Source organism: Pectobacterium polaris (genome assembly GCF_002307355.1).
Lineage (GTDB): Bacteria > Pseudomonadota > Gammaproteobacteria > Enterobacterales > Enterobacteriaceae > Pectobacterium > Pectobacterium polare.
In genome coordinates, this window is sequence record NZ_CP017481.1 from 2,250,761 (window position 1) to 2,263,758 (window position 12,998).

Annotated in this window: 11 protein-coding genes and 1 pseudogene; 7 read left to right on the plus strand and 5 right to left on the minus strand. The window is 53.5% G+C overall.

Features of this window, described 5'->3' with window-relative positions; translation table 11 throughout:
- Window positions 1-314 precede the first annotated feature (314 nt).
- Together BJJ97_RS10200 and tcdA are read left to right on the plus strand one after the other, a co-directional pair.
- A pseudogene (locus BJJ97_RS10200) lies at window positions 315-2,572 on the plus strand (molybdopterin-dependent oxidoreductase).
- A gap of 68 nt (window positions 2,573-2,640) precedes the next feature.
- A complete protein-coding gene (gene tcdA / locus BJJ97_RS10205; protein ID WP_095993874.1) occupies window positions 2,641-3,453 on the plus strand; it encodes a tRNA cyclic N6-threonylcarbamoyladenosine(37) synthase TcdA in 813 nt (270 codons plus the stop codon).
- 51 nt (window positions 3,454-3,504) lie between these two features.
- Here tcdA and csdE read toward each other — a convergent pair whose 3' ends face one another.
- Together csdE and csdA are read right to left on the minus strand one after the other, a co-directional pair.
- On the minus strand, window positions 3,505-3,960 hold the full coding sequence (gene csdE / locus BJJ97_RS10210; RefSeq protein WP_095993875.1) for a cysteine desulfurase sulfur acceptor subunit CsdE: 456 nt from the start codon (window positions 3,958-3,960) through the stop codon (window positions 3,505-3,507).
- A gap of 3 nt (window positions 3,961-3,963) precedes the next feature.
- On the minus strand, window positions 3,964-5,169 hold the full coding sequence (gene csdA, locus BJJ97_RS10215) for a cysteine desulfurase CsdA (protein ID WP_095993876.1): 1,206 nt from the start codon (window positions 5,167-5,169) through the stop codon (window positions 3,964-3,966).
- A 183-nt stretch (window positions 5,170-5,352) separates the two neighbouring features.
- Between csdA and BJJ97_RS10220 the strand changes: the two genes are divergently transcribed.
- The 4 genes from BJJ97_RS10220 to rlmM all read left to right on the plus strand — a co-directional run bounded on the left by BJJ97_RS10220 (window position 5,353) and on the right by rlmM (window position 8,626).
- The gene (locus BJJ97_RS10220) at window positions 5,353-5,574 is read left to right on the plus strand and encodes a YgdI/YgdR family lipoprotein (RefSeq protein WP_005975888.1); all 222 of its coding nucleotides are present in this window, start codon (window positions 5,353-5,355) and stop codon (window positions 5,572-5,574) included.
- A 537-nt stretch (window positions 5,575-6,111) separates the two neighbouring features.
- On the plus strand, window positions 6,112-7,035 hold the full coding sequence (locus tag BJJ97_RS10225) for a transcriptional regulator GcvA (protein WP_039362098.1): 924 nt from the start codon (window positions 6,112-6,114) through the stop codon (window positions 7,033-7,035).
- 102 nt (window positions 7,036-7,137) lie between these two features.
- On the plus strand, window positions 7,138-7,533 hold the full coding sequence (locus BJJ97_RS10230) for a DUF423 domain-containing protein (protein ID WP_010296354.1): 396 nt from the start codon (window positions 7,138-7,140) through the stop codon (window positions 7,531-7,533).
- Complete coding sequence (gene rlmM, locus BJJ97_RS10235; RefSeq protein WP_095993877.1) at window positions 7,526-8,626, plus strand: 23S rRNA (cytidine(2498)-2'-O)-methyltransferase RlmM; 1,101 nt, start codon at window positions 7,526-7,528, stop codon at window positions 8,624-8,626. Before BJJ97_RS10230 ends, rlmM begins: the two co-directional genes overlap by 8 nt.
- Window positions 8,627-8,679: 53 nt before the next feature.
- Here the strand turns inward: rlmM and xni are convergent, their stop codons facing one another.
- The 3 genes from xni to queF form a co-directional block, all read right to left on the minus strand.
- Window positions 8,680-9,462, minus strand: a complete 783-nt coding sequence (gene xni / locus BJJ97_RS10240; protein ID WP_095993878.1) for a flap endonuclease Xni — start codon at window positions 9,460-9,462, stop codon at window positions 8,680-8,682.
- 72 nt (window positions 9,463-9,534) lie between these two features.
- Complete coding sequence (gene ppnN, locus BJJ97_RS10245; RefSeq protein ID WP_010284789.1) at window positions 9,535-10,899, minus strand: nucleotide 5'-monophosphate nucleosidase PpnN; 1,365 nt, start codon at window positions 10,897-10,899, stop codon at window positions 9,535-9,537.
- 318 nt (window positions 10,900-11,217) lie between these two features.
- On the minus strand, window positions 11,218-12,066 hold the full coding sequence (queF, locus tag BJJ97_RS10250) for an NADPH-dependent 7-cyano-7-deazaguanine reductase QueF (RefSeq protein ID WP_095993879.1): 849 nt from the start codon (window positions 12,064-12,066) through the stop codon (window positions 11,218-11,220).
- A 70-nt stretch (window positions 12,067-12,136) separates the two neighbouring features.
- Between queF and syd the strand changes: the two genes are divergently transcribed.
- The gene (gene syd, locus BJJ97_RS10255; RefSeq protein ID WP_095993880.1) at window positions 12,137-12,685 is read left to right on the plus strand and encodes a SecY-interacting protein; all 549 of its coding nucleotides are present in this window, start codon (window positions 12,137-12,139) and stop codon (window positions 12,683-12,685) included.
- Window positions 12,686-12,998: the final 313 nt, after the last annotated feature.

Below are 12,998 nucleotides of genomic sequence, written 5' to 3' on the forward strand. Positions count from 1 at the left end.
CTTCAGGAGGAAGAGAAATCAGGCTGAATTAAGTCAACATCGGGGCAGTAATGAAATAACGTCATTACCGTTGCTGTGTGGCGTAATGGGTTTCATGCTGCGTTCCTGGTTTGAATAACGAAAAAATAATAAAACGGCCTGAACCTACTCTTTATTTTCTGGTTAAACCCTAGCCCAACGTGTGTTTTAAACGAACGTTTAAATATGGATAAGTAATGTCACATTACGCATAAGCTATTCACTCTTCTTGCTGTTGGGAGCACGGATAATTCAGGTTATTATCCAGCCTGCTAATTAATTATTCTGAGGTTGTCATGGCGATTAAACGTTATCCACATCTTGCGCACTGGGGCGCGTTTACCGCTGTGGTTGAAGACGGCAAGCTGATTCGTTGCGAGCCGTTTGCCGACGATCCGGCACCGTCCGCAATGCTCGATTCCATCGTGCCGCTGGTGTATTCCGACCGACGTATCCGTCGGCCTTCGGTGCGTCGTTCCTGGCTCCAGAAACGCGAAAACAGCGACAGAACGCTGCGTGGTCGGGAAGACTTTGTTGAAGTGGATTGGGACGTCGCGCTCGATCTGGTCGCGCAGGAGAATCGCCGTATTCGCGATCGCTACGGTGCGGACGGCCTGTTTGCCGGTTCTTACGGTTGGTCCTCTGCCGGGCGCTATCACCATGCGCGTTCTCAGGTTCGACGCTTCTATTTCTCTGGCGGCGGCGCGGTCGATCAGCAGGGCAATTACAGCTGGGGCGCGGCGCAGTTCTTCCTGCCGTACGTGATCGGCACTTTCCACCCGCTGACGGGTAAAGTTACCGAATGGCGCAGCGTCGCCGAGCACTGTGATATTTTCCTCGCATTTGGCGGTCTGGCGCTGAAAAACGCACAGGTGGCATCCGGCGGTGCCGGGCACCACACGCTTAAGCCCGCGCTGGAAGCGCTGGTGGCGAAAGGGATTCCGGTCATTAACATCAGCCCGATGCGCGATGACTGCCCTGAATTTGTGAATGCCGAGTGGATTCCTATCCGCCCGAATACCGATGTCGCCCTGATGTTGGCGCTGGGCTATGAAATTCAGCGCTTGGGCGCTGATGATAAGGATTTCCTGCAACGCTACTGTGTTGGCTACGAACAATTGAGTGACTATTTGCACGGTCGCGGTGACGGCGTGGTGAAAACCCCGAATGGGCCAGCGGCATCACGGGCATTCCCGCCGAACGCATCCGGCGTCTGGCGCAGCAGCTGATTGGCGTACGCAGTTTTATTACCTGTTCTTACTCCGTGCAGCGCGCCCACCGTGGCGAACAGCCTTACTGGATGATGATTGCGCTGTCTTCCATGCTGGGGCAGGTGGGGTTACCGGGCGGCGGATTCTCCTTTGGCCACGGTTCGATGAACAGCGTCGGCAACGAGCGTATTTCAACGCCTGCGCCGGCTTCTCCATCAACCCCGAATGCGGGGAAGGCGATCCCCGTGGCACGTATCGCCGATATGCTACTGCATCCGGGAACGCCTTATACCTTTCAGGGGGAAACCCATACTTATCCCGATATTCATCTGATTCACTGGGCAGGCGGTAATCCGTTCCATCATCACCAGCAGTTGAACCGTCTGGTGGACGGCTGGCGCAAGCCGGATACGGTGATTGTGCAGGATATCGTCTGGACGCCAGCAGCGCAGATGGCGGATATCGTGCTGCCCGTCACCACCACGCTGGAGCGTAATGATATCGGCGGCTCATCCCGCGATCGCTTTATCTTTGCCATGCATCAGGCGATTGCGCCGCAGCATCAGGCGCGTAATGACGTGGATATTTTCAGCGAACTGGCGGAGCGTCTGGGTTATGGCGACGCGTTTACGCAAAATCGTAGTGAGCAGCAGTGGCTGGAACATCTTTATGATGAATGCCGTTCAAGGCAGCGAGATGCCGCTGACCGCTGGCCGTCATTTGAGGATTTCTGGCAGCAGGGACATGTAGAAATCCCGATGGATGAAAAGCCGTTTGTGTTCTTTGAGGATTTCCGCCGCGATCCGCAGCAGCATGCGCTGAGTACGCCAAGCGGTAAAATTGAACTGTTTAGCTCTGCCATCGCCAGCTATGGCTATGCGGATTTTGCGCCGCATCCTGAGTGGCAACCTCCCGTTGAATGGCTGGGAGCCAAAAGCACGGAAGAATGGCCGTTGCACTTTATTTCCATTCAGCCGTCCGACCGTTTGCACAGCCAACTGGCCGCTACGCCGCAGGTCGCCGCAAATAAGACCGCAGGAAAAGAGACGCTTTATATGCACCCGCAGGATGCCGCGGCGCGAGATATCGTCGACCGCTCGCAGGTAGAAGTCAGAAATGCGCGTGGCCGAATTCTGGCGGGCGTACAGATTACCGACGGCGTTACGCCGGGCGTGGTGATTATGTCGACCGGTGCCTGGTTTGAGCCCGGCTTCGGCCAGAAAACGTGGCATCCGGTTGAACAATCAGGCAATGCGAATGTGCTGACGCTGGATATCGGCACGTCGCCGCTGACGCAGGGACCGAACGCCATGAGCTGTCTGGTGGATGTCGTGCGGGTTTAGCGCTATCCTGAGCCGCTTTTTCTCGCGGTTTTATTTTCCTGTGACTTTGTTTTCGTAAGGTTGGTTGAATGAGTACGCAATTATCCGAAGCCTATTTGCAACGCTTCGGCGGCACCGCGCGGTTATATGGTCAACAGGCGCTGGCGCTGTTTTCTCAGGCTCACGTTTGCGTGATTGGTATTGGTGGCGTCGGCTCCTGGGCGGCTGAGGCGCTGGCGCGTACCGGCATCGGTGCGATCACGCTGATCGATATGGATGATGTGTGTGTCAGTAACACCAACCGGCAGATCCACGCGCTGCGTCAGCACACCGGACAGTCGAAGACGGAAGTGATGGCCGAACGTATTCTGGCGATCAACCCGGAGTGTCGCGTCACCTGCGTGGATGATTTTATCAGCGCGGAAAACGTGGCCGAGCTGCTCGACCAGAATTTCAGCTATGTGATCGATGCCATCGACAGCGTGCGCCCGAAGGCGGCACTGCTCTCCTACTGCCGCCGCTATAAGATCCCAGTGGTGACAACTGGCGGTGCGGGCGGGCAGATCGATCCGACCCGCATTGAGGTGGTCGATCTAGCGAAAACGATTCAGGATCCGCTGGCTGCCAAGCTGCGCGAGCGGTTAAAGCACGATTTTAACGTGGTGAAGAACAGCAAAGGGAAGCTGGGCATCGACTGTGTGTTTTCCAGCGAACCGCTGGTTTATCCGCAGCCTGACGGTTCCGTTTGTGCGTCGCGCAGCACGGCTGATGGGGTGATGCGTATGGATTGTGCGTCAGGCTTTGGTGCTGCGACGATGGTCACCGCAACCTTTGGGTTTGTTGCGGTCTCTCATGCGTTGAAGAAGATGATGGCGAAAAGGGAAAGAGCGTCTGCGACGTGACAGAGTGTTTGTGACATACCAGCCTGCGGCGCAGAAATAGCGTGAATTCCGCTATTTGTCCGCCGCCTCTTGTTCTGCAATTTCCTTGATTCTGGCGGCCAGCGCCGCTAGTCCGCTTGAACGCGAGGCGCTGAGCTGCGCACGTAGCCCTAGCTTATCGAACAGCGCCAGCGGATCGTGCTGCAATAGCGTTTCTGGCGTTTCTCCCTCTACGGCGGTTAACAACACCGCTAGTAATCCCCGCACAATGCGCCCGTCACTGTCGCCGTAGAAATGCAGCCTGCCGTCTTCCTGACGTTGATAACCCAGCCAGACGCGATTTTCACAGCCGGATAATGAAATCTCCTCGGTTTTCAGCGCCTCGGGCAACGTTGGTAATGCCTTTGCCAGCAAAATGAGCTGCCGATAGCGATCTTCCCATGCGCGGCAGGCATCGAAGCGCGCCAGCAGGTCGGCGACAGTGGTGTGGTGGCCAAAAGGATGCGTGGTGTCAGTTGTCTGGGTCATGGTTTAGTCGATCAGTAATTCAAGGGCGTTGCCCACCGCAGCGATCAGCGCAGCAACATCTTGTTGGTTGTTATACGGGGCAAACGAGGCGCGCAGCGTGCCGCTGACACCGAGCGCGTCCATCAGCGGCTGCGCACAGTGATGTCCAGCGCGCAGTGCGATACCGCTTTCGGCCAGCAGCGTCACCAGATCGCTGTGGTGGACATCGGCAATATCAAAGGACAATACGCTGGAATGCGGGCTGCGGAAGCTGCGAAAGCCGGGAAACTGCGCTAAATACGTTTCGGCAAGCTGTGCCAACTGCTGGCTATGCTGCTCTGCTGCGTGCCAATCCAGCGTGGTCAGCCAGTCTAGTGCCGCAGACAGGCCAAGCACGCCGGCAATGTGCGGTGTTCCCGCTTCAAAGCGCTGTGGAATCGCCTGCGGTTTGAAGCCGTCAAAGGAAACCTGCGTCATCATCTTTCCGCCGCCTTGCCACGGCATCATGCTTTCCAGCAAGGCGGTTTTGCCGTACAGCACGCCGATCCCGGTTGGTGCATAAAGCTTGTGTCCGGAAAATGCGTAGAAATCGATATCCAGCGCCTGTACATCGGGCGGGCAGTGAACGATGCCCTGCGCGCCGTCAACCATCACGACCGCGCCATAACTATGGGCCAGCGCAATCGCACGCGCCAGATCGGGCTGGCCGCCTGTCACGTTTGACATCTGCCCTAGCGCCAACAGGCGGGTTTTTGGCGTGATCAGCGTGGCGAGCTGTTCCATATCCGGCAAGAAGTCCGCACCTATCGGTAACTTCACGATATTCGCGCCCGTTTGCTGCGCCACCATCAGCCACGGAATGAGGTTAGCGTGATGTTCCGCTTCGCTCACGACGATCTCGTCGCCCGGTTGAAGGCGAGGGCGTGCATAGCTCTGTGCGACCAGATTGATCGCTTCCGTCGTGCCTCTGGTCCAGACAATGGAACGCGGATCGTCTGCGTGGAGCAAAGCAGCAATTTGCTCACGAGCGCCTTCAAAACGCTGGGTTAACGCCTGCGCGCCGCGATGCTGGCTGCGATGCACCGTACCACTCTCGCTGCCATAGAACGCCTGCACTACATCAATGACGGGCTGCGGCTTCAGTGCGGTCGCGGCGCTATCAAGATAGACAGTCGAATGCTGGAGAGCGGGGAACTGTTGGCGAAAGGTGGCGGGGTTAAACGGTGTCATGTGCATCCTCTTTTGGAGGGCAGATCCTGTCCCATTTTGTCGAGAGAGACAAGTTTAGGACTATGCCTAATGCGATTTTATGGAAAAAAAAGCAACTATTGCTACGCTTTAAAGTGTTAATTTTCAGGATTTCCTGATGCATAAGGTTAACTAGAAAACATTTAAATTTATTGAGGGTTAACTATGAAGAATAAAATTTCTATTTTTGCCGCTATCGTGATGGCGTTTTCTCTGGCAGCCTGTTCCAGTAATTACGTCATGCATACCAATGACGGTCGTACCATCGTCGCAGAGGGGAAACCGAAGGTTGATGATGAGACGGGTATGATCAGCTATACCGATGCCTACGGTCAGCAGCAGCAAATTAACCGTGATAATGTGAAAGAAATGGCGAAAGGGAAATAGTACCGTTTGCCCATCATCACACGTTGCCTGTTAAGCCGTGCCAGATACTAGATAAGCGTGTCATGGCATTCAGGTGTGAAACGTAAGCAAAAAAAAGCACCGCAATTTGCGGTGCTACACAAAAAATCACTTTGGACAGACAGGGTAAATGTACAGGAAGTGAATAGGGTAGACTCGCTACCACATCTGCAAAAGGCAGACAAACAAATAGCAAACACAACATCACAACCACAAGCCAAAAGCACCTCAGGTCACCCATCCGCACTTTTCGTTCCGGCCCAGGAAGTTGCGCTAATATAGGTATTTGCTGGTACATCCTCAACGGACAAATTATAATGTCTCGGATTACAAAAACTAATAGTTGTACCCGTCATCTTTTCGTTGTGGAGAGGTTGGCCGCTGTCGATGGCTTTAAACGCGCAGACAGCGGATCGGCTGGGGCGATTTCCGCTTGTCGCCTTTCTGCACCTTAAGCGTTATTGGGTACGAATGTGCCTGATAAATCGCTGATTTAGCGTAAACCAAAAGATTTCATTCATGTCAAAACGTCTCCCACCGCTCAACGCATTGCGCGTTTTTGATGCGGCGGCTCGCCATTTAAGTTTTACCAAAGCGGCAGAAGAGCTGTTTGTTACGCAGGCTGCCGTCAGCCACCAGATTAAGTCACTGGAAGATTTCCTGGGGCTTAAATTATTCCGCCGTCGTAATCGCTCCCTGCTACTGACGGAAGAAGGGCAAAGTTACTATCTTGATATCAAAGAGATCTTCTCCTCTTTGAATGATGCAACCCGTAAACTGCAATCCCGCAGCGCCAAAGGCGCGTTAACGGTTAGCCTGCTGCCTAGCTTTGCTATCCATTGGCTTGTGCCGCGCCTTTCGAGTTTTAACTCCGACTATCCAGGGATTGATGTGCGTATTCAGGCGGTCGATCGCGATGAAGATCGTCTGGCGGATGACGTGGATGTCGCGATTTTCTATGGTCGGGGAAACTGGCCGGGGTTGCGGGTTGAAAAGCTGTACGCCGAATATCTGTTGCCGGTTTGCTCGCCAGTATTGCTGACGGGGAATCACCCGTTAAAAACGCCGGACGATCTGGTTGCTCATACGCTGTTGCACGATGCGTCACGTCGTGACTGGCTGTCCTATACGCGCCAGCTTGGCGTGCAGATTAACGTGCAGCAAGGGCCGATTTTCAGCCACAGCGCGATGGTGTTGCAGGCGGCGATTCACGGGCAGGGCGTAGCGCTGGCAAATAATGTGATGGCGCAAACGGAAATCGAAGCTGGGCGACTGGTGTGCCCGTTTAACGATGTGTTGGTCAGCCGGAATGCTTTTTATCTGGTATGTCATGACAGTCAGGCAGAACTGGGTAAAATAGCCGCCTTTCGCCATTGGATTCTGGCGCGGGCAGCCAGCGAACAGGAAAAATTTCGCTTCCGCTATGACAACGGCACGCGCTGAAATGATGTCACTGGCTGTCGAAGATTGATGACCGAATAACTCACGTAGATAACCCATGTCGGTAGCTACGATGATAGGCAACAACGATTATAGGTAAATACGATGAATAGTCGTTTCATGCTGGTGTTTGCTGCTATCAGCGGCTTCACTTTTGTCGCGCTGGGCGCGTTTGGCTCTCACGTTCTTAGCAAAACGCTGGGCGCAACGGAGCTGGGCTGGCTACATACCGGCCTTGAATATCAGGCATTTCACACGCTGGCGATTTTAGCGCTGGCGGTTGCGATGCAACAGCGAACCAATCTGTGGTTTTACTGGAGCAGCGTTTTTCTGGCGTTGGGAACGGTACTCTTCAGCGGAAGTTTGTACTGTCTGGCGCTTTCTCACCTGAAACTGTGGGTTTATGTGACGCCGATTGGCGGAGCCTGTTTTCTGGTGGGGTGGATATTAATATTGATTGGCGCACTGCGTCTGAAGAGAAAGGCTAAACGCCATGAATAAAGTCATTTTGTATTGCCGCCCTGGGTTTGAGAAAGAGTGTGCGGCGGAAATAACGGAAAAAGCCACGGAGCATAATGCCTTTGGCTTCGCGCGGGTAAAAGAGAACAGTGGCTACGTTGTGTTTGAATGCTATCAGCATGAAGATGCCGAACGTCTGGTCAAAACGCTGCCGTTTCATGAGCTGATTTTTACCCGCCAGATGTTTGTGAGTGGTGAACTGCTGCGCGACCTGTCGCCGGAAGACCGGATCACTCCAATCGTTGGTATGCTGACGGGAGCCATTGAGCGCGCGGGAGATCTGCGCGTCGAAGTCCCCGACACCAATGAAAGTAAAGAGCTGATGAAGTTCTGCCGCAAATTCACCGTGCCGCTGCGCGCGGCATTACGTGAGCACAAAATTCTGCTGGGTTATGAAAAAGCGGATCGTCCGGTGCTGCATGTGCTGTTTATTGCGCCCGGCTGCTGCTATGCCGGTTACTCTTATAGCAATAACAACTCACCGTTTTATATGGGGATCCCACGCCTCAAGTTCCCTTCCGATGCACCAAGCCGTTCGACACTTAAGCTGGAAGAAGCGTTTCATGTCTTCATTCCTGCGGACGAATGGGATGAGCGTCTGGGCAGCGGCATGTACGCGGTGGATTTAGGTGCCTGCCCCGGCGGCTGGACTTACCAACTGGTTAAACGCAGCATGATGGTTTATGCGGTAGACAACGGCCCAATGGCACCGAGTCTGATGGACACCGGACAGGTGATGCACCATCAGGCGGATGGCTTCCGCTTCGAAGTACCGCGTAATAACGTGTATTGGCTGGTGTGCGATATGGTGGAGAAGCCCGCGAAAGTCACCAGCCTGATGAGTGATTGGCTAATCAAGGGCTGGTGTCGTGAAGCGATATTTAACCTGAAGTTGCCGATGAAGAAGCGCTATGAAGAAGTGTCGCAGAATCTGGCCGTGCTGCGTGAGCGCCTGAGCGAAAATGGGATTAATGCTGAAGTGCATGCCAAGCATTTGTACCATGACCGCGAGGAGATCACGGTGCATGTTCGTCGTTTCTGGAGCGCGGTGCCCGGCCGTCGCGACGAGCGATAGTCTCGAGCGGGTGCGTATCTGAGGTCACTCAGGTACGCATCCGTATTTATCTGCTAGTGAGAATGCGGCTGAGCGCTATTCTGCACCGGTAGCCTCAACTGTTGCAGATTGCCATTAAGCGTTAAATCGGTACGCAGCGTCGCAACCTGACGACTGATCAGCGCCATGTCTTTATGCTGTTCCAGCTTCTTACGCCACTTCTCCGGTACGGCATCCAACTGCTGATATAACGCCTCTAGGCTCCCCGCCTGTTGCAAAAGCTGTGCGGCACTTTTAGGGCCGATTCCTGCGACGCCCGCAATCTTACTGCTGCTAATGCCTGCCAGCCCCCAGTAATCTGTCAGTTGCTGCGGTGACACACCAAATTCCTGTTCGATAAACGGCAGATCCAGCCAGCGTTTCTGAAAGTAATCCCTGATCTGAATGTGTGGTGCCAATAGCTGGCAATACCCTTTGTCAGTCGACACGATCGTTGCCTGATGACCTGCGGATGACAGCTTGGCGGCCAGCGTAGCCGCCAGATCGTCAGCTTCATTGCCGGGACTATGCCAGCTTGCTACGCCAACGGCGGCAAACGCCGCTTTAATCTGCGGGAGTTCTTGTTTCAGGTTATCCGGCATTGGCGTGCGTCCCGCCTTGTAGTCCGGCAGGAGTTGGTGACGCCAACTGGTATCGCGATCTTCATCATCAAAGACGGCGACCACGTGCGTAGGCTGGCTGTGCTGTATGAGCTGATGCAGCGCATGTTGGCATGCCGTGATACAGGGCGAACCTTGTACCGCATGAATACGACGTATCAGATTGAGCGCGTCGACAATCAGCAAATGGACGGGCATCGCGTAATTCCTGATGTGATAAGAGGGGGGAAGCTGGGCTTCCCCACATAGGTACGACCGATCGGCGAACCGTTATGAGCAGATTTCGTAGCAGGGAATATAGGCGCTGCCGGGCAGCTTCATGCGCTGCTGGGCGACAAAGCCCTGTAGCAGCGTATCCATGCTTTTCATCATCTGCGGGTCGCCGTGAATTTTGTACGGCCCACGTTGCTCAATCGCCTGAATACCGACTTCCTTCACGTTGCCGGCCACAATGCCGGAGAACGCCCGGCGCAGCGCGGCAGCCAGCTCTTCAGCCGGCTGATTCGGGTGCAGATTGAGGTCGGCCATATTTTCATGTGTCGGCTCAAACGGCAGTTGCAGATCGGGTGCGATGCGCAGTGACCAGTTAAAGCTGTAGGCATCGCCCGTGTGGCGGCGGCTTTCTTTCACCTGCGGCATCGCTTTCTTCATCTGACGGGCGACTTCCGCGGCGTCATTAATGATGATCGAGTAGTAACGACGCGCCTGACGGCCCAGTGTGCTAACAATGAATTCGTCCAGCACGCGGAAATAGTCTGCACTTTCCTCCGGCCCGGTCAGGATAATCGGCAGCACCTGCTCGCTGTTTTCTGGGTTCATCATGATGCCGAGCAGATAGAGGAACTCTTCCGCCGTTCCGACCCCGCCGGGGAAAATAATGATGCCATGTCCGATACGGACAAAGGCTTCCAGACGCTTTTCGATATCCGGCATGATAATCAGTTCATTGACCAGCGGATTCGGTGGTTCAGCGGCAATGATGGACGGTTCAGTCATGCCGATGAAGCGCCCTTCTTTATAGCGCTGCTGCGCATGACCGACGGCGGCACCTTTCATTGGCGCTTCCATCGCGCCCGGACCGCAGCCTGTGCAGATATTCAGTTCACGCAGACCGAGTTGACTGCCTACCTTGCGGCCATACTGGTATTCGATTTCATTAATCGAATGGCCGCCCCAACAGACCACCATGTTCGGTTCTTCCCCGACGTGGAGCGCTCTGGCATTACGCAGGATAGAGAACACCAGATTGGTGATATGGGCGGAATTTTCCAGATTTAGGTTCTGGTAGCGACCCGCGCTGGCGATTTGGCCGTTGACGAACAGAATGTCGCGCAATACGGCGAACAGGTTAGCCTGCAAGGCTCGAATGATGTTGCCGTCAACGAAGGCGTCTTCCGGCGGATTCACCAATTCCAGTTTGACGCCGCGCTCGCGGCGCAGCACGTTGATATCAAAATCTTCATAACGAGATAGCAACTCTTTGCTGTTATCTGTCTGGCTACCGGAATTCAGTACGGCGAGGGAACAGTTGCGAAACAAACGGTAGAGATCGCTGCTGGCTGTGCTTTTCAGCATGTCCACTTCCAACTGCGATAACAAATCCATCGATCCCAATGGGCTGATATGTGTAATCAATTTTGCTCCTTGAAACGCAATATAATTCGCGATGCCATGCTGGCTGCCGAGAGCACGTTCCGTTGTTACACGCTCGACGTTTCAGCAGCACGGCACGAATGTCATTCATTTAAGACACGACGCGGAACGCGCATGCGTTAAATACCGCGAGCCTAAATGAAACCTACTTGAGCACCGTTCAGACGTTATGGATCTTCTGTTGTCTGGCACACCACCTTAACGCGCTGCCATCATTTTTTCCAATGTTGGCAGAAGTCTTAGAACCCATTTGCGTGACGCTACGCATATTACCGTGCAAGCCTGCGACTTATCGGTCAGTTATTGGCGCGGCAGACGGCCATTGGGTGCATTAAACGAGGTGTTGCTGCGCCACGGGTTGATGTCCAGCCCGCCGCGTCGGGTATAGCGGGCATACACGCTGAGTTTTTCCGGCTGGTAGTAGCGCATGATGTCGTTAAAAATTCGTTCCACACACTGTTCGTGAAATTCGTTATGATGACGAAACGAGACAATATAGCGCAGCAGCGCTTCACGGTTGATACGCTTGCCGCGATAGTGAATCTGTACCGAGCCCCAGTCAGGCTGATGGGTGATCAAACAGTTGGATTTCAGCAGGTGGCTGACCAGCGTCTCTTCAACGACTGGCGCGTCCTGTTCGTTGGTCGCCAGATAGTCGGCGTTGAAGTCGTAGCTGTCGATCTGGATGTCTTGGTCGTCGATGCAATCGCCAGTGAATCCCGCTAGCGGCTGGCCTTCAAGCTCGCTGAGTTTGAACAGCGTGATGCTGACATCCCCCTGTGCGCAGTGCGCCAGATCCTTGGCTAACGTGGCGCGTACGTTTTCCCAACTGTCGAATGCCGTCTGATTAAAGCTGTTTAGATACAGCTTAAAACTTTTTGATTCAATCAGATTCAGGCTTTCCGCATTGAGATGCATTTCACCCACGGCCACCTGAGGCACGCCGCGATTGTTCAGCCAAGAAAGCTCATAGAGCGTCCAGATATCCGCGCCATGAAAAGGCAGGCTGTCAGGATAAATGCCGAGTGGATCGCGGTTCAGGCTACGTGGCACTGGTTGCAGAAGTGCGGCATCATAGCGGTCGTGATAGGGAGTGGGTTTGCCCAGTGTCAGCCCGCTCAGGGCCTGATGCTTGTCATAGACGGACATGCTGTTACCTTGATGTGATAAGCGTGATGGCGAATAGTGTAACCTGACTAAAAGAGTGATGAGAAAAATTATGGAACATGAGGTTGTTTCAGCACTGGCGGCGTTTACCCAGCGCTATGTTGCTTGTTGGCAGCAGGAAAAGGGGCATTTGCCTGCCAGTGAAGCCCTTTACGGTATACCTTCCCCGTGTATTGTCGAAAATCATGACGATACGGTTCACTGGTTGCCACAGCCTTTTGTGCCTTTAGCCGCATTGGATGGTGTGGAACGTGCTTTGGAAATCAGCCTGCATCCTGACGTTCATGCTTTTTACACCGCGCAGTATGCCGGGGATATGGCGGCGCAGTTTGATTCGCTATCGTGCCAACTGTTGCAGGTGTGGAGTGAAGAGGATTTCACCCGGATGCAGGAGAATCTGATTGGTCATTTATTAACGCAGAAGCGCCTTAAGCTCACGCCGACGCTGTTTTTAGCGACGACCGATTCGGAGCTGACGATGGTGTCGCTGTGTAATGTTTCCGGGGAAATCATCCTGGAAGAATTCGGCACCAAAAAACGTCAGACCTTAGCTCCAACGCTGGCGATGTTTCTTTCTGGCCTTAATCCGTTAGCGATCTAATGGTTAATCGAATTTCACTTTCTGCCTTGTGAGAGATCTCTTACATTCTCTGTAAGAAATGTCTTATCTTTAATGTTGAAAATATGTTTCATTTTAATTTTTTCATTATTAATTAGTTAATTATAACAAAAATCTGCAGTGTCACTTATGGGGTGTTGAGAAACACTGTCAATTACCCCTTGCTGAAAGCTGACAATTAATACATCTTATTACTTAAGTTAGTAACCGGTTACAGTGTGTGTAACAGTTACTATAGGTAACAAAATAACGTTACTGCACTCGGGTTGTTTTCAGGAAGAAACATTGTTTCAGG